The 14,987-nt window shown below is 69.7% G+C and carries 15 protein-coding genes; 9 read left to right on the forward strand and 6 right to left on the reverse strand.

From position 1 onward, the window contains the following. Positions 1-14: 14 nt before the first annotated feature. Both OG584_RS01160 and OG584_RS01165 read left to right on the forward strand, forming a co-directional pair. Positions 15-653, forward strand: coding sequence for an HD domain-containing protein (locus OG584_RS01160; protein ID WP_405774035.1), 639 nt, complete (start codon positions 15-17; stop codon positions 651-653). A gap of 61 nt (positions 654-714) precedes the next feature. After that, on the forward strand, positions 715-1,119 hold the full coding sequence (locus tag OG584_RS01165) for an ACT domain-containing protein (RefSeq protein ID WP_405774037.1): 405 nt from the start codon (positions 715-717) through the stop codon (positions 1,117-1,119). A 59-nt stretch (positions 1,120-1,178) separates the two neighbouring features. Here the strand turns inward: OG584_RS01165 and OG584_RS01170 are convergent, their stop codons facing one another. The 4 genes from OG584_RS01170 to OG584_RS01185 form a co-directional block, all read right to left on the reverse strand. Continuing rightward, entirely contained in the window at positions 1,179-2,033 is an 855-nt protein-coding gene (locus OG584_RS01170; protein ID WP_405774039.1) for a hypothetical protein, read from the reverse strand. After that, positions 2,033-3,301 carry a VWA domain-containing protein gene (locus OG584_RS01175; protein WP_405774041.1) on the reverse strand — a complete coding sequence of 423 codons (1,269 nt, stop codon included), beginning with the start codon at positions 3,299-3,301 and terminating at the stop codon, positions 2,033-2,035. The genes OG584_RS01170 and OG584_RS01175 overlap by 1 nt, the downstream gene beginning before the upstream one ends. Before the next feature lie 327 nt (positions 3,302-3,628). Then, the gene (locus OG584_RS01180) at positions 3,629-4,204 is read right to left on the reverse strand and encodes a hypothetical protein (protein ID WP_405783807.1); all 576 of its coding nucleotides are present in this window, start codon (positions 4,202-4,204) and stop codon (positions 3,629-3,631) included. Between the two features lie 197 nt (positions 4,205-4,401). Next, positions 4,402-5,217 carry a methyltransferase domain-containing protein gene (locus OG584_RS01185; protein WP_405774043.1) on the reverse strand — a complete coding sequence of 272 codons (816 nt, stop codon included), beginning with the start codon at positions 5,215-5,217 and terminating at the stop codon, positions 4,402-4,404. Between the two features lie 308 nt (positions 5,218-5,525). On the opposite strand from OG584_RS01185, the gene OG584_RS01190 reads away from it, so the two are divergent. Continuing rightward, positions 5,526-6,887: an NAD(P)/FAD-dependent oxidoreductase gene (locus OG584_RS01190; RefSeq protein WP_405774045.1), complete on the forward strand. Its 1,362-nt coding sequence runs from the start codon at positions 5,526-5,528 to the stop codon at positions 6,885-6,887. A 40-nt stretch (positions 6,888-6,927) separates the two neighbouring features. Here OG584_RS01190 and ligD read toward each other — a convergent pair whose 3' ends face one another. Next, the gene (ligD, locus tag OG584_RS01195; protein ID WP_405774047.1) at positions 6,928-7,953 is read right to left on the reverse strand and encodes a non-homologous end-joining DNA ligase; all 1,026 of its coding nucleotides are present in this window, start codon (positions 7,951-7,953) and stop codon (positions 6,928-6,930) included. Positions 7,954-8,027: 74 nt separating this feature from the next. On the opposite strand from ligD, the gene OG584_RS01200 reads away from it, so the two are divergent. The 5 genes from OG584_RS01200 to OG584_RS01220 all read left to right on the forward strand — a co-directional run bounded on the left by OG584_RS01200 (position 8,028) and on the right by OG584_RS01220 (position 13,047). After that, positions 8,028-9,101 carry an ATP-dependent DNA ligase gene (locus OG584_RS01200; RefSeq protein ID WP_405774049.1) on the forward strand — a complete coding sequence of 358 codons (1,074 nt, stop codon included), beginning with the start codon at positions 8,028-8,030 and terminating at the stop codon, positions 9,099-9,101. Positions 9,102-9,422: 321 nt separating this feature from the next. Then, positions 9,423-9,920, forward strand: coding sequence for a MarR family winged helix-turn-helix transcriptional regulator (locus tag OG584_RS01205; RefSeq protein WP_405774051.1), 498 nt, complete (start codon positions 9,423-9,425; stop codon positions 9,918-9,920). Between the two features lie 284 nt (positions 9,921-10,204). After that, complete coding sequence (locus OG584_RS01210; protein ID WP_164265153.1) at positions 10,205-10,408, forward strand: cold-shock protein; 204 nt, start codon at positions 10,205-10,207, stop codon at positions 10,406-10,408. Positions 10,409-10,780: 372 nt separating this feature from the next. Next, positions 10,781-12,325 carry a DEAD/DEAH box helicase gene (locus tag OG584_RS01215; protein WP_405774053.1) on the forward strand — a complete coding sequence of 515 codons (1,545 nt, stop codon included), beginning with the start codon at positions 10,781-10,783 and terminating at the stop codon, positions 12,323-12,325. 185 nt (positions 12,326-12,510) lie between these two features. Continuing rightward, positions 12,511-13,047 carry a cupin domain-containing protein gene (locus OG584_RS01220; RefSeq protein ID WP_405774055.1) on the forward strand — a complete coding sequence of 179 codons (537 nt, stop codon included), beginning with the start codon at positions 12,511-12,513 and terminating at the stop codon, positions 13,045-13,047. A gap of 60 nt (positions 13,048-13,107) precedes the next feature. Here OG584_RS01220 and OG584_RS01225 read toward each other — a convergent pair whose 3' ends face one another. Next, positions 13,108-13,992 (reverse strand): glycoside hydrolase family 19 protein, encoded by an 885-nt coding sequence (locus OG584_RS01225; RefSeq protein WP_405774058.1) that lies wholly within the window; start codon positions 13,990-13,992, stop codon positions 13,108-13,110. A gap of 196 nt (positions 13,993-14,188) precedes the next feature. Between OG584_RS01225 and OG584_RS01230 the strand changes: the two genes are divergently transcribed. Next, positions 14,189-14,950 carry an MgtC/SapB family protein gene (locus OG584_RS01230; RefSeq protein ID WP_405774061.1) on the forward strand — a complete coding sequence of 254 codons (762 nt, stop codon included), beginning with the start codon at positions 14,189-14,191 and terminating at the stop codon, positions 14,948-14,950. Positions 14,951-14,987: the final 37 nt, after the last annotated feature.

A 14,987-nucleotide genomic window follows, 5' to 3' on the forward strand; every position in this document is an offset into this window, starting at 1 on the left:
CGACGGAGACCACGATGACCGAGACGATCGCGGGGATCACCATCCCCGACACCGCACTGGCCCAGGAGGCCACCGAGCTGGTCCGCGAGGCCGCCGGTCCGCTGCTTTTCGACCACTCGCGGCGAGTGTTCCTCTTCGGCTCCCTCAAGGGGATGCAGCGGGGGCTCTCACCGGACCCCGAGCTGCTCTATGTGGGGTCGATGTTCCACGACCTGGGGCTGACCGAGCGCTACCGGCGTACCGATCAGCGGTTCGAGGTGGACGGGGCCGATCTCGCCCGGGACTTCCTGCTGGAACACGGCCGCAGCGAGACGGAGGCACGCGCGGTGTGGCTCTCCATCGCCCTGCACACCACACCTGGGATCCCCGAGCACCTCGACCCGGAGATCGCTCTTGTCACTGCGGGCGTGGAGACGGACGTCCTCGGTCTTGGCCTCGACGAGATCGCCCCAGGGCAGATCGCGGCAGTCACCGACGCCCACCAGCGGCCCGACTTCAAGCGGCGCATCCTGAAGGCCTTCACCGACGGGATGAAGAACCGCCCCGACACCACCTTCGGCACCATGAACGACGATGTGCTCGCCCACTTCGTGCCGGGCTTCACCCGGCAGGACTTCGTGGACATCATCCAGAACTCCGCATGGCCCGAATAGGTGTCTGGCACTGAAGCCCCAGCCGCTGCCGGGGGCCGGCCGTCCCCGTAACCTGACGCGCATGAGTGGCGAGAAGGACCTGCGGAAACTGCTGAGTGGTATGCGCCCGGAACTCAATCCGGGCTGCTACGTCTTCACGACTGTCGCTCCGTCGGCACCTGTCCCTCCGGGACTGGACCCAGTTGTCACGGTCCGGGAGCGGGAGGGTCTCACTCTCGTCGTCGCTCAGAAGGACGCCGACGCCGCTGGACTGGCGTACGACTACGCGGCGGGCTGGATCACCCTGCGCGTCCACTCGGCTCTGGAGGCTGTCGGGCTGACCGCAGCTGTGGCCCGGGAACTCGCCGAGTACGGGCTGAGCTGCAATGTGGTGGCGGGTTTCCATCACGACCACCTGTTTGTGCCGCTGGACCGGGCCGAGGAGGCCGTCACCGTGCTGACCGGGCTCGCCCGACGCTCCGGCTGACACACCGCCGCTGCGGCCCCTGCCCGGTGCGGCTGCACCGGGCAGGGGCCGCAGCGGGCTCAGGCCACCGGCGGACGCCGGTAGGAACGTCCGGGGCCGCGGGCCATCGAGTATCCGGCGACACCTGCGAGCGCGCCGAGGACTCCGCCGCCCACCGTCCAGATCCAGCGGTCGGACCACCAGCCGGACGACCAGCCGTCCTCCGGTTCGGCAGCGGTACCCGCAGGCGTCGGTGTGTCCGGCGCACCGGCGTCGTCCGAGGGGGATGTCGCGGACGGTGAAGCGTCGGGCGCTGTGACAGCGGTCAGCGGCGCGGAGAGCGAACCGCCCACGGCGTGTGATCCGCCGCCGTCGGACGATGTGGCCACCACATCGGCCTGCACCGGCAGCCCGAGGTCCTCCTGAGGAAGGTCGAGGACCGTAAGCCGGATGTAGTAGCTGCCCGGCAGCGGGTCGTTGGCCCAGGGTTCCGCCCAGGACCGGACCGTACGCAGATGGCAGGTCATGGTGACGGATGCGGCATCGTCCGGCGCCACCCGGGTCTGGCTGCCGTAACGGCACGACTGCCGCCTGCGCAGCCCGTCGTAGACGTCGAGCTGCCAGGTCGAGGCGCCGTGGCGCACCGATTCCGGCAGTTTCACCGTGGCGTCGACCGTGGCCGACTGGCCCGCGTCGGCGGGGAAGACCCAGTACAGGTAGTCGCCTGTCGAGGCGCTCGCGGTGGCGTGCTGCCCCTGCCGGACGGCCGTCGCCGTACGGAATGACGTGCCGGCCTGGGAGGGGGCGCCCCCGCCGTCCGGCGAGGAGGACGACGAGGGGGAAGGGGACTCCGAGTCGGCGGCGGCGGCGCCCGCCCCGCCGATGAGAGCCAGACCGGAGAGCGCGGCCAGTGAGAGTGTCCGGGCGATACGCATCAGCTGTTCCTCCCGGCAAGACGCAAGCGTGAGATCCAGCCCCACAGCACACCCGAGACCAGGCCGGTGAGCGCGAGGACACCGAGCAGCCACCAGCCCCGGCCGAGCCCGAAGGCGGCCACGTCGGAGGCGTCGTCGGGGGCATCCACGACGGCGATGTTCAGTTCGACGGGCAGACCGGGCGTGGACTTGACCGACGCCGGCGCCGAGAAGGAGTTGCTGACCTGGAGGCAGACCGTCTCCGCAGCGCTCTGTGCGTCGTCCGGATCGACGGACGGCTTCGGGTAACGCAGGCCGGTGGAGATGGCGTCGGTGCGCCCGGTGCCCGATTCCTGCCCCCGCACGATCTCCCGCCCGTGGACGGTCAGCGCCCGGAGCAGTACACCGTAGTCGTTGTTGACGGCCCGGTCGGCGGCGACGCTGACGGAGGCGCGCAGCTCCTGGCCGGGGCGGACGTCCACCCGGTACCAGCGGTGCTCGGCGAACCTTTCCCGGTCGCTGTAGAGCCCGGCCTTCAGCTGGGGGGCGTTCGTACAGGTGTCCGCCCCCTCGGTGGCCACGGGTGTGGCGACCGGGTCCGCCGCGCGGTCCACCAACTGTGTGACGCGGCCGGAGAGTTCATTGGTGTGGCGTACGGAGGTGTACGTTCCGCCGGTGGCCTCGGCGATGCAGGTCAGCTGCTTGCGGGTCTTGGCGTCGGGCACCAGGCCCAGTGTGTCGATCACGAGGTGGATGCCCTGGGCCGCGATGTCACGTGCCACCACACACGGGTCCAGCGGCGCGCAGGTGTCCTCGCCGTCGCTGATGAGCACGATACGGCGGGTGGCCTCGCCGCCCTTGAGATCCCGTGCCGCGGCCTGGAGGGCGGGTCCGATCGGTGTCCAGCCGGTGGGCGCGAGCGTGGCCACCGCCGTCTTGGCCTCGGTCCGGTCGAGTTCTCCGACCGGGTAGAGCTGCCGGGTGTCCTTGCACCCGGTCTTCCTGTCGTCGCCGGGGTAGTCGGCCCCCAGCGTGCGTATGCCCAGCTGCACTTGCGCGGGCACCCCGTCGAGCACTTCGTTGAAGGCCTGCTTCGCCGCGGTCATCCGCGAGCCGCCGTCGATGTCACGCGTCCGCATCGACCCGCTGACGTCGAGCACCAACTCGACCTTGGGTGAAGGTTTTCCGGACGGTTCGTCGGCAGCGGCGGCGCCGGTGGGGAAGGTTCCGACGACCAAGGCGGCCAGAAGTGCGCACACTCCGGTCGCCAGCCGTTTTCTCATGATCATCACCGGATGGTACGGAGCCTGCCCCCATATCTCCAAAACGGTTCCCGGGGCGGGGAGTTCGGGCCGCACACGCCGTACGCCGAATCCGTACGAGTCCCCGGAACCCGCGCGAACCGGTGAGGGGTCCTTGCACTGTTGGGCGTCCGATGAGGTCGCCCGCCCAGGTGCTGTGCACCGCAGGACGCCGGAGAGTCCAGGATGGGGGTCCCCCTGGTCCTCAAGGCCTTGGGGGAGGAGCTGCCTGGGCTCTCGGCGACGCCGCGAGCCGCGGTGCCTGACCACCCGACGCGGGCGGGCACAGTGCAAGAACCCCCTCATTAGGCCAGGTCATGGGGCCAGGGTGAGTACGGCGGCCGTCGCCGCACCGAGCGAGGCGCCGGCGACCGTCTGCGCGACGGAGTGGTAGGCGAGCACGACACGGGACCAGCAGACCACGGCCACCAGAGCGTATCCGGCGGCCCACCACGGCGTGTGAACGGCAGCCAGCATCGCGACGACCGCCGACGACACCGCCGCGTCCACGCTGATCTTCCATACGGTGTTGACCGCCAGCAGGACGACGGTCATCGCCCACAGGGCGAGCATGGCCAGCAGGACGCCCCGCGGCGCACCGCCCGCGATCATCAGTGCGGCGCCGGTCCCGACCGAGCCGAGGATGACGAGGAAGATCGGGGCGCGCTGCCTCCGGTCGACCACATGGCGGTCGCCCCAGGTGCCGCGCCGGCGCTCCCACTCGATGAACGCCGCCGGCACCAGGCCCGCACACACGGCGCCGAGCACGCCCCAGGGGACGCCGGTCCAGTCCCCTGCCGCAGCAATACCGATACCGGGCATTCCGGCCAGCAGGACGTTGCGTGGCTGGAGTACGTCGCTGACGGTACGGGCCACCGTCTCACCGGGCATACGGCGATACCCACCGGCAGAGGCCTGTGAGCCGTCCCTCGCGGTGTCCGTGTCGGTCTTCATGGATCCGCACGATACCGGCGCACGGGACCGCCTCCCCAACTCGCCGCCTTCACCGGCACGATGACGGATCACCGCGGTACGGACGCGATGGAGCGCCCGCCGGTCCGGGACCCGCGGAAGCCCTGGCGGTCTGCTCAGACGGGCCGGTGGGCGATGACGCCGAATATGGTGACCGACATGTGGAGTGCACTGCGCTCCGCGGCGGCCGTGAGGTCCGCGTACAGCTGGTCCCGCTGCTGCTCAGTGATCAGTTCGCGCTTCACGCCCGAGTCCCCGAGCATCCGGACGAGGGGCCAGTTGACCTTGCGGTGGTCCTGGATGAGCGCCTGCGAGCCGAGGTCGTCGATCTCCAGCCCCGCGGCGGCCAGTTGGCCGGCCAGCTTGCGCCCCGCATGCGGATTGGCCGCCATCGACAGAGCGCCGCCGGTGAGGATCGCCACGACCTCCGCGTTCCCGGGGTGCAGGAGCGTGGTGGCCCAGTCGGTGTCGAGGAGGGCGACCCGGCCCCCTGGCCGCAGCACGCGAGCGATCTCCGCTGCCGCCCTGTCCGGTTCGTCGAGGTGCTGGAACACTCGCTCGCACCAGACGACATCGGTTGCGGCGTCCTCCACGGGAAGCGCACATGCGTCACCCGGCACGAAACGCGCACTGCTCCGCGCTTGCGCCGCACGCTGCTCGGCAACCGCGCGCAGGCCGGGGTTCGGCTCCACCCCGGTCGCCGCTCCCCCGGCCACCGCAGAGGCGAGCACCTGGGTCTCGGAGCCCGTCCCGGCCCCGATATCGAGCGCGAACTCGCCGGGGCGGGCAGTCAGCGCCCGGTGCGCCCAGTCCCGCAGCCGGCGCACGCCCGCACTCGCCGCCTGCGCGTCCAGCGCCCCGACCAGCCGATCGGTGGCCGAAGGTGTGATGTTCTGCGAATGGAACGCCGATGCCGGCCGCGAATCCCCCATACACGCCACTCTAGAGGCCCGGTACTCCGGACGTCAGGCAGGAACCGCCGGGGCGGCACCCGGCCGGCGCGGTTCATGCGACGCGCGGTCACCGAGGGGTCGAACGGGGCCCGGCGGACGCCCCGGCCGCGCACCCTGGGCACCCCCGGCGGGACCCTTCCGTGGGGTTCAGCAGGCGGACTCCCCTCCGGCCCGCGAAGATGGAATGTGCCAGGCAGCGGTCGGGCCGCGATTCACACGTGGCGTCACCCGTCCCACGGGGCAGGCGGGAGGGGACGACCGTGCAGACCTGAGAAGGGACGAACACCGTGGGACGACCCAGGATTCTCGTAGTGGGCGCCGGCTTCGCCGGAGTGGAGTGCGTACGCCGCCTGGAGCGGAAGCTCTCCGTGGGAGAGGCGGAGATCGCGCTCGTCGCGCCCTTCTCCTACCAGCTCTATCTGCCACTGCTGCCGCAGGTCGCGTCCGGCGTGCTCACACCGCAGTCGGTCGCCGTCTCACTGCGCCGAAGCCAGAAACACCGCACCCGGATCATTCCTGGCGGGGCCATCGGTGTCGACACCAAGGCAAAGGTCTGCGTCGTCCGCAAGATCACCGGCGAGATCGTCAACGAGCGCTACGACCAGATCGTGCTCTCACCGGGCAGCATCACGCGCACGTTCGACATCCCCGGTCTCACCGACAACGCGCGCGGAATGAAGACGCTCGCGGAGGCCGCGTACATCCGCGACCATGTGATCGCCCAGCTCGACCTGGCGGACGCCAGTCAGGACGAGGACGAGCGGATCTCCAGGCTCCAGTTCGTGGTGGTGGGCGGCGGCTACGCCGGCACCGAGACAGCCGCGTGCCTGCAGCGCCTCACCACGAACGCCGTCAGGCACTATCCGCACATCGACCCGAAGCTGATCAAGTGGCATCTGATCGACATCGCGCCCAAGCTGATGCCCGAGCTGGGGGACAAGCTCGGCCGCAGCGCGCTGGAGATCCTGCGCGGACGCGGCATCGAGGTCTCGCTCGGGGTGTCGATCGCAGAGGCCGGGGCCGACAAGGTGACGTTCACCGACGGCCGGGTCCTCCCCTGCCGCACGCTCATCTGGACGGCCGGTGTCGCGGCGAGCCCCCTGATCGCCACTCTGGGTGCGGAGACGGTGCGCGGGCGCCTCGCGGTGACACCCGAGATGACGGTGCCGGGTCTCGACGGGGTCTTCGCGCTCGGCGACGCCGCCGCCGTACCGGACCTCGCCAAGGGCGACGGGGCGGTCTGCCCGCCCACCGCACAGCACTCCATGCGACAGGGCCGGAAGCTCGCGGACAACATCGTGGCGTCGCTGCGCCACCAGCCGCTCCAGCCGTACGTCCACAAGGACCTGGGGCTCGTGGTCGACCTCGGCGGAAGGGACGCGGTCTCCAAGCCGCTCGGGATCGAACTTCGCGGCCTGTCGGCGCAGGCCGTGGCCCGCGGCTACCACTGGTCCGCGCTGCGCACCAATGTGGCCAAGACCCGGGTGATGACCAACTGGATGATCAACGCCATCGCCGGCGACGACTTCGTACGCACCGGCTTCCAGTCGCAGAAGCCCGCCACCCTGCGGGACTTCGAGTACACGGACTCGTATCTCACGCCGGAACAGGTGCGCGAGCACACCGCTTCAATGAACGCCCGCGGCTGACGCGCCACCCCGCCGGGCCACCGCCGGGGACGTATCCCGGTTACGCGTCGTGCTCCGAGCCGTGCTTGGCACGGCTCGGCTGCACGCGCTTGGGCTCCCCCGGCATCTTCGGGTATTCGGGCGGATACGGGAGGTCGCCCAGACCGCGGTCCCGCTCGTCCCTGTCGGCCAGTTCGAGCAGGGCGTCGAGACTGAAGCGGTGGTCGTCCATGTCCGCGTGCACGTCGCCGAGGTCGGCGTACCGGTCCCGCATGGAGGCGATGTCGAAGTCGGCGGGGTGCACGCTGCCGACCTCGTCCCAGCGCAGCGGCGCCGACACCTGCGCGCGGGGGTGCGGGCGGACCGAGTAGGCGGAGGCGATCGTGCGGTCGCGGGCCGTCTGGTTGAAGTCGACGAAGATCCGTTCGCCCCGCTCCTCCTTCCACCAGGCCGTGGTCACCCGTTCCGGCATCCGGCGCTCCAGTTCGCGGCCGCAGGCGATGGCGGCCCTGCGTACCTCGGTGAAGGTCCACCGCGGCTCGATGGGTACGAAGACATGGAGCCCGCGGCCGCCGGACGTCTTGGGCCAGCCGCGCATCCCACCGAAATCGTCCAGTACGGCGCGCAGTTCACAAGCCGCCGGCACAGCGTCGTCGAAGTCGGTGCCCGGCTGGGGATCGAGATCGATCCGCAGCTCGTCCGGGTGGTCCGGATCCTGGCGCCGCACCGGCCACGGGTGAAAGGTGAAGGTGGCGAACTGCGCGGCCCACAGCACCGCGGCCGGCTCCGTCGGGCACATCTCGTCGGCCGTACGGCCACTGGGAAAGGTGACAGTGCCGGTCGGGATCCAGTCCGGCAGGTTCTTCGGCGCGCGCTTCTGGTAGAAGGATTCGCCGGACAGCCCGTCCGGGTAGCGCTGCAGCGTGGTGGGGCGGTCCCGCAGCGCACGGGTGATGCCCGCGCCGACCGCGATGTAGTACTGGGCCAGATCGAGCTTCGTGAAGCCCCGCTCCGGAAAGTAGATCTTGTCGGGACTGGACAGCCGTACCGTCCGCTCCCCTGCTTCCAGCTCCACTGCTGCACCCATGCGCGTCACGGTAGGCGCGGGGCGACTACTTCGCATATCGGGCGGGACGCGACACCCGACCGCAGAATCGGGGTATGGATCTGCCTGTTCTGCCGCCTGTCAGGCCAATGCTCGCCAAGTCCGTGAAGAAGATCCCTCCCGGCATGCAGTACGAGGGGAAGTGGGACGGTTTCCGCGCGATCGTCTTCCGGGACGGCCCGGAGGTCGAGTTGCACAGCCGTACGGGCAAACCGCTCACCAGGTACTTCCCCGAACTGGCGGAATCGCTGCTGCGGAATCTGCCCCCGCGGTGCGTGCTGGACGGAGAGATCGTCATCACCCGGGACGGCCGGCTGGACTTCGACGCTCTCACCGAGCGGATCCACCCCGCGGCCTCCCGCGTGAAGCTGCTCGCCGAACAGACCCCCGCCTCCTTCATCGCGTTCGACCTGCTGGCTCTCGGGGACGAGTCACTCATGGCGACCGGCCAGGCTGTCCGGCGCGAGCGGTTGACGGCGGCGCTGGCCCCGGCCGCGCCGCCGGTGCACATCGCTCCCGCGACGACCGACGCGGCAGTGGCTGACGAGTGGTTCCACACCTTCGAGGGCGCCGGCCTCGACGGCGTGATGGCCAAGCCGCCCGACTTGCGGTATCTGCCCAACGAACGCGCGATGTACAAGATCAAGCACGAACGCACGGCCGACGTGGTCGTGGCGGGCTACCGCCTCCACCGGACCGGTCCCGTCGTCGGGTCACTGCTGCTGGGCCTGTACGACAGCGAGGGCGTTCTCCAGCACGTGGGGGTCTGTGCGGCGTTCTCCATGAAACGCCGCGCGGAACTCGTCACCGAGCTGGAGCCGCTGCGGATGGATTCGGCCGACTCGCACCCGTGGGCGGCCTGGACGCAGGAGCAGGCTCACGAGACGGCGCGGCTGCCGGGAGCGCCGAGTCGCTGGAGCGGCAAGAAGGATCTGTCCTGGGTTCCGCTGCGCCCCGAGCGGGTGCTGGAAGTGGCGTACGACCACATGGAGAACGGCGTGCGGTTCCGCCACACCACCCAGTGGCGGCGATGGCGTCCGGACCGGGATCCGCACAGCTGTACGTACGCGCAGCTCGACGAACCGGCCGGGCCGGGTCTCGCCGACATCCTCACCGCCGGGCGGGCCTGACATCTCTCGCGGCACTGGAGGGCCGTTCGTTCGACGGGGTGACCCGGCACGGCAAGGTCCGCCACCATCCCCGGTGCCACTCCGGTGACGTTCATCAGGCACCGCCCGCCAGCCTCATGTCCGGCCACCGGCCGGGCGAAGCACGCGTCGGCGCACCTCGTTGTAGGTCGTCATGCGTCGTCATACCCCGCCGACGCATGGAGGCGGAGCGATACTTGCAGGCGCGGCATAATCGCAGGCGCACTATAGTGGTGTACGCGGCGGATGCGAGCCACTCCGGGCGACAACAGCCCCGGAGAGCTTCCGTCGGAGGAGGCACCGATGACCACGACGGACCCGGCGATGACCGCCCTGAGCCAGGGCTGGTGCGCGCTCTCCCTGCTGCACGGAAGGATCGAGGCGCACATCGAGCGCGCGCTCCAGCGTGGCCATGGACTGAGCGTGCGCGAGTACTCACTGCTCGACGTCCTGAACCGGCAGCACAACGGGGAGGGCGGTCATCTTCAGATGAAACAGGTCGCCGACGCCGTGGTCCTCAGCCACTCCGCCACGACCCGGCTGGTCACCCGGCTGGAAGACCGGGGACTGCTCTCCAGGTACCTCTGCCCGACCGACCGGCGCGGCATCTACACCGACGTCACCACCGCCGGATCGGCCCTGCTCGAAGAGGCGCGCCCCACCAACGACGCCGCGCTGCGCGCCGCCCTGGACCGGGCAGCGGCCGATCCCGAGCTGGCCCCGCTCGTCAGAGCGGTCGAGGCAGTGGAGACCACCGCCACCGGGCGACCGGCGCAGGGACACGCCGCGTCCGAACGGTGAATATTTAAATTCCTCCGACGGGAATAACGGCCCGATGCGCCGATTTCCCACGATCCGGGCCGGCCGCAGAGAAAGCCCACCACACATCGCGGCGCTCACCGTGCTAGTGTCGTTACCAGTTGCAGTTGTGGTTCCCAAAGACTTCAAGTGCTCTCACTGGCTTTCTGTGCCGGTGAGCGCACTTTTGTATTTTCGGAGCAATCCGGACGTGGTAATCATCGCGGCGACGTGGGGTTCGCACAGTGCGAGCCTCCGGGCATTTTTGCCCCGAAGGAGAGTTTGACATGGCATCTGGCACCGTTAAGTGGTTCAACGCGGAAAAGGGTTTCGGTTTCATCGAGCAGGAGGGTGGCGGCGCTGACGTCTTCGCCCACTACTCGAACATCGCCGCCCAGGGCTTCCGCGAGCTCCAGGAAGGCCAGAAGGTGACCTTCGACGTCACGCAGGGCCAGAAGGGCCCGCAGGCCGAGAACATCGTTCCCGCCTGACGCTTGACACGCAGCTGGGGCCCGCACCTTGGGGTGCGGGCCCCAGCTCGTTGCTTTGTTCGGGCCGCCCCCGGTTCGCTGTTACCGTTCCGGGGGCGGCCTGACGCCAGGCGTGCACCGATGCCCCGCAAGGGACGGGGTGCACCGCCCATCGCTCCGGAGGACGGACGAGGGCCCGCCTGAGCCCCACATGCCGGCACACCAGCCGCTTCCGTTCGGCAGTCGCCGGCATTCCGATCTCATCGTCCCGGCTTTTCTTCGACCTGCCCGGCTTTGATTTCGCTCTTTACTTCGGCTCGTTCTTGCGATTCTTCGGCCCTGTATGTGCTGCCGAGAATTCCTCGATACGTGCCACATCGAGGGAGGATCCGCATGGACCGCACAGCCCGTACGAACGACCGTTACTCACGTACCCGCACCGGTGGTGGCGCAGGTTCCGGCAGGGGTGGCTTCCGCTCCCAGGCGCCGAGCCGCTCAGGTGGCTCCGGACGCTCGGGCGCACCCAGCCGCTCCGGCGGCCGCAGCCGCAGGCCGGCGCAGCAGGGCGAGTTCGCACTGCCCGTCACGATCACACCGGCGCTGCCCCCGGCCGCCACGTTCGCCGATATGGACCTGCCGCCCGAGCTGCTGAAGATGCTCACCAGTCTGGGGATGAACGAGCCGTTCCCGATCCAGTCCGCCACGCTGCCGAACTCGCTGGCCGGCCGGGACGTACTGGGACGCGGGCGCACCGGATCGGGCAAGACCCTCGCCTTCGGCCTGGGCATGCTCGTCCGTACCGCCGGTCAGCGCGCGCAGCCGCGCCAGCCTCTGGCCCTCGTCCTCGTGCCCACCCGCGAACTTGCCCAGCAGGTCACCGACGCGCTCACCCCGTACGCCCGGTCGCTGAGGCTGCGGCTCGCCACAGTGGTGGGCGGCATGTCGATCGGCAGGCAGGCGAGCGCGCTGCGGGGCGGCGCGGAGATCGTCGTAGCGACACCCGGCCGGCTCAAGGACCTCATCGAGCGCGGTGACTGCCGCCTCGACCAGGTCAGCATCACGGTGCTGGACGAGGCCGACCAGATGGCTGACATGGGCTTCATGCCTCAGGTCACCGAGCTGCTCGACCAGGTCCGCCCCGACGGACAGCGCATGCTGTTCTCGGCCACGCTGGACCGCAACGTCGACCTGCTGGTCCGCCGCTATCTGCACGACCCGGTGGTCCACTCCGTCGACCCCTCGGCGGGCGCGGTGACCACGATGGAGCACCACCTGCTGCACATCCAAGGATCCGACAAGTACGCGACGACGACGGAGATCGCCGCCCGCGACGGCCGGGTGCTCATGTTCCTCGACACCAAGCACGCCGTGGACCAGCTGACCAAGCACCTGCTGAACAGTGGCGTGCGCGCCGCCGCACTGCACGGCGGGAAGTCACAGCCGCAGCGCACCCGGACGCTCGCACAGTTCAAGACGGGTCATGTCACCGTGCTGGTGGCCACCAATGTGGCAGCCCGCGGCATCCACGTCGACAATCTCGACCTGGTGGTCAACGTCGACCCGCCCAGCGACCACAAGGACTATCTGCACCGCGGCGGGCGTACGGCGCGCGCGGGTGAGTCCGGCAGTGTCGTGACGCTGGTGCTGCCCAACCAGCGGCGCGAGATGAGCCGTCTGATGGCCGACGCCGGTATCACCCCGCACATCGCCCAGGTGAGGTCCGGGGAGGCCGAGCTGAGCCGCATCACCGGCGCTCAGGCCCCTTCGGGCATCCCGGTCACCGTCTCGTCGCCGGTCGCGGACCGGGCCAAGGGCAGCCCCTCGTCGGCGCGCGGCCGGCGCAGCCGCCCCGCGCAGGCGCGCCGTACCTCGGGCGCCCCCCGTGGCCGCTCCGGCAATCCGCCGCAGCAGGCGTCCTCGTTCAAGAATGTCGCCTGACGTACGCCCCTTCACCGGGTGAGCCACTGATCGCCGCTCCGCATCCGCGGGGCGGCGATCCGGCTGTTCCGGTGGGTCCGTCCGGTGATCCGCACCGGGCGTCAAGAGGCACATCTTGACTTCCGTTCGCCGGGATCTCTACCGTCGGCGCCTTGAACCGGTCCGCCCCGACGAGCAGGAACCCCATGGTCTCGCAACCCCGCCCTCCGGCCGACAACGGGCTTCCCACGGCCGGACACGACGCGTTCCACCCCGACTTCGCCCAGCAGGCCGGCGGCGGGAAGCCAACGTCGCTGAGCAGCAGGCTGCACCACGTACGCGCCGGCTCGCTCGACGAGGGAACCGCACAGACGGGCGGCATGACGCGGTTCGCCGCGATCAGCGGACGTACCGTCGGATCGGAGCGCATCTGGATGGGAGAGACGCACGTCGCCCCGGGTACGGCGTCCTCCGACCATCATCACGGGGCGTCGGAGACGGCTATCCATGTCATCGAAGGGCACCCGGAGTTCGTCTTCCTCGACGATGCGGGTGGTACGCCCGAGGAGGTGCGGATCCGGACGGCGCCCGGCGACTACATCTTCGTCCCGCCCTACGTTCCGCACCGCGAGGAGAATCCCAGCCCTGACGAGACGGCGGTCGTCGTCATCGCCCGGAGCACGCAGGAGGCCGTGGTGGTGAACCTGCCGGGGCTGTACGTACTGGGCGAGCCGACTGTCTGACAGCAGGACACCGGGCCGGGAGGCCGCTGTGTGCCTCCCGGCCCGGTAGCCGCCTGCCCTTCAGCAACTCAGGTTGGATCCCGCAGTGGTGCCCAGGATCTGGACGAAGCGCTGGTAGCTGTCGATCCGGCTCTGGACCTGCGCCGGGTTGCCCCCGTCGCATTCGATGCTGCCGTTGATGCTGCGGATGGTCTGGCCGAATCCGGCGCCGTTGACCATGGCGTTGTGCGGGGTCATCGTCCCCGGGCCGGTCTGGGTGTTCCAGTACCAGAGGCCGGTCTTCCAGGCCACGGCCGCGTCGGTCTCCACCAGGCTCGGGTTGTCGAGCAGGTCGATGCCCAGGGCGTCACCCGCCGCCTTGTAGTTGAAGTTCCAGCTGAGCTGGATCGGTCCCCTGCCGTAGTAGGAGGCCGTGCCCGCGGGGCATCCGTAGGACTGCGAGGTGTCGCAGTAGTGGGGGTAGTTGGAAGTGTTCTGCTCAACGATGTAGACGAGGCCGCCGGTCTCGTGGCTCACATTGGCGAGGAACGCGGCGGCTTCCTGCTTCTTGACCGTGTCGCTGCCGGTGTTCGCGAAGGCGGGGTAGGCGCTCAGCGCCGCCGTCAGCCCGCTGTAGGTGTAGAAGGAATTCCGGTTCGGGAACATCTGGTTGAACTGCGCCTCGCTGACGACGAAGTCCGAGTCGACGGGCGGCACAGTGCCGCCGTCACCGCAGGCGCCCTGGTCCGACCAGACATCGGCGGAGCCGGGGGTCTCGTTCTGGGTCCACCATTTCGCCGACCAGTTGTGCCCGTTGTACGAGGCGACAAGTCCTCCCGTATACACGGACGAGGAATTCCAGGCGGAGGCGCAGGTGGCGGCCGAGGCCGGCGTCATCGGCAGGAAGACAGCGAATCCGATGGCCGCCACCAGGGCGGTGAGCAGAGCCGTGAGGCGTCGTGACACGTGATCACTCCTTCGCGCGGCCATCGGGACAACGATGTCCGCTTGTGGGGTGAGGGCACTCAAGCGCGATTGGTCTGGACCTGTCAAGAGGTCGGTCGCATACTGGTGCACGTGCGGGGAGTCGTGGCGGCCTCGGGCCTCAGCGGGTGAGGCCGTAGGGTCGGAGCTGTTGTTCCAGCACGGTATGGAGGGTCTGTTGCACGCAGTAGCCACGCCCCTGTTCGACCCCGGCGCGGGCCAGGGGGCACGTCAGTTCGCCGAACTCGGCCTGGCCCTTCTCCTGTCGACCCTCATCGGTGCCGAACGGGCCACCCGGCAGAAGAGCGCCGGGCTGCGCACCCACACGCTGGTCGGCGTGGGCAGCGCCCTGTTCATGGAGGTGTCGCAGCACGGGTTCAACGCCGTCCTCGCGCTGCACAACGTCTCCTTCGACCCGTCACGGGTCGCCGCCCAGGTCGTCTCCGGTATCGGATTCATCGGTGGCGGGCTGATCTTCGTACGCCGGGACGCCGTTCGGGGGCTGACCACGGCGGCCACGGTCTGGCTCACCTGTGCCATCGGCATGGCGTGCGGCGGCGGGCTGCCCCTCCTCGCCATCGGCGCGACCATGGTGCACTTCCTCGTGGTCCACGGATACTCCTGGGTGACGCGCCGCATTCCCTCGATCGCGACCACGGAGCAGACCCGGCTGCATCTCGCGTACACCATCGGCACCAGCGTCCTCACCCGGATTCTGGAGCGCGCAACCAGCAAGGGATTCCAGGTCGTTCAGGTACGCGTGGACCGTGCGGACGGGAAGGCGCCCGAGGACACGGAGCTCAGACACGACGAGGCGGGAACAGCCTTCGTCCACATGGACATCGAGGGGACGGGCAGCGTCCATCAGCTCGTCGCCGAGCTGTCCGAGTTCGAGGGCGTACTGAGCGTCTCGTCCATCAGGGGCGAACTCGCCGACTGATGCGCCGCGGCCCCGGGCGGTGAGGTCCGGGAGAGCC

The organism is Streptomyces sp. NBC_00859 (assembly GCF_045161865.1).
Classification (GTDB): domain Bacteria; phylum Actinomycetota; class Actinomycetes; order Streptomycetales; family Streptomycetaceae; genus Streptomyces.

What these genes read in the sequence shown, in the direction of transcription:
- OG584_RS01160 (WP_405774035.1), top strand. Translation starts at nt 15, where the DNA reads ATGACCGAGACGATCGCGGGGATCACCATCCCCGACACCGCACTGGCC.
- OG584_RS01165 (WP_405774037.1), top strand. Translation starts at nt 715, where the DNA reads ATGAGTGGCGAGAAGGACCTGCGGAAACTGCTGAGTGGTATGCGCCCG.
- OG584_RS01170 (WP_405774039.1), bottom strand. Translation starts at nt 2,033, where the DNA reads ATGCGTATCGCCCGGACACTCTCACTGGCCGCGCTCTCCGGTCTGGCT.
- OG584_RS01175 (WP_405774041.1), bottom strand. Translation starts at nt 3,301, where the DNA reads ATGATCATGAGAAAACGGCTGGCGACCGGAGTGTGCGCACTTCTGGCC.
- OG584_RS01180 (WP_405783807.1), bottom strand. Translation starts at nt 4,204, where the DNA reads ATGCCCGGTGAGACGGTGGCCCGTACCGTCAGCGACGTACTCCAGCCA.
- OG584_RS01185 (WP_405774043.1), bottom strand. Translation starts at nt 5,217, where the DNA reads ATGGGGGATTCGCGGCCGGCATCGGCGTTCCATTCGCAGAACATCACA.
- ligD (WP_405774047.1), bottom strand. Translation starts at nt 7,953, where the DNA reads ATGGGTGCAGCAGTGGAGCTGGAAGCAGGGGAGCGGACGGTACGGCTG.
- OG584_RS01200 (WP_405774049.1), top strand. Translation starts at nt 8,028, where the DNA reads ATGGATCTGCCTGTTCTGCCGCCTGTCAGGCCAATGCTCGCCAAGTCC.
- OG584_RS01205 (WP_405774051.1), top strand. Translation starts at nt 9,423, where the DNA reads ATGACCACGACGGACCCGGCGATGACCGCCCTGAGCCAGGGCTGGTGC.
- OG584_RS01210 (WP_164265153.1), top strand. Translation starts at nt 10,205, where the DNA reads ATGGCATCTGGCACCGTTAAGTGGTTCAACGCGGAAAAGGGTTTCGGT.
- OG584_RS01215 (WP_405774053.1), top strand. Translation starts at nt 10,781, where the DNA reads ATGGACCGCACAGCCCGTACGAACGACCGTTACTCACGTACCCGCACC.
- OG584_RS01220 (WP_405774055.1), top strand. Translation starts at nt 12,511, where the DNA reads ATGGTCTCGCAACCCCGCCCTCCGGCCGACAACGGGCTTCCCACGGCC.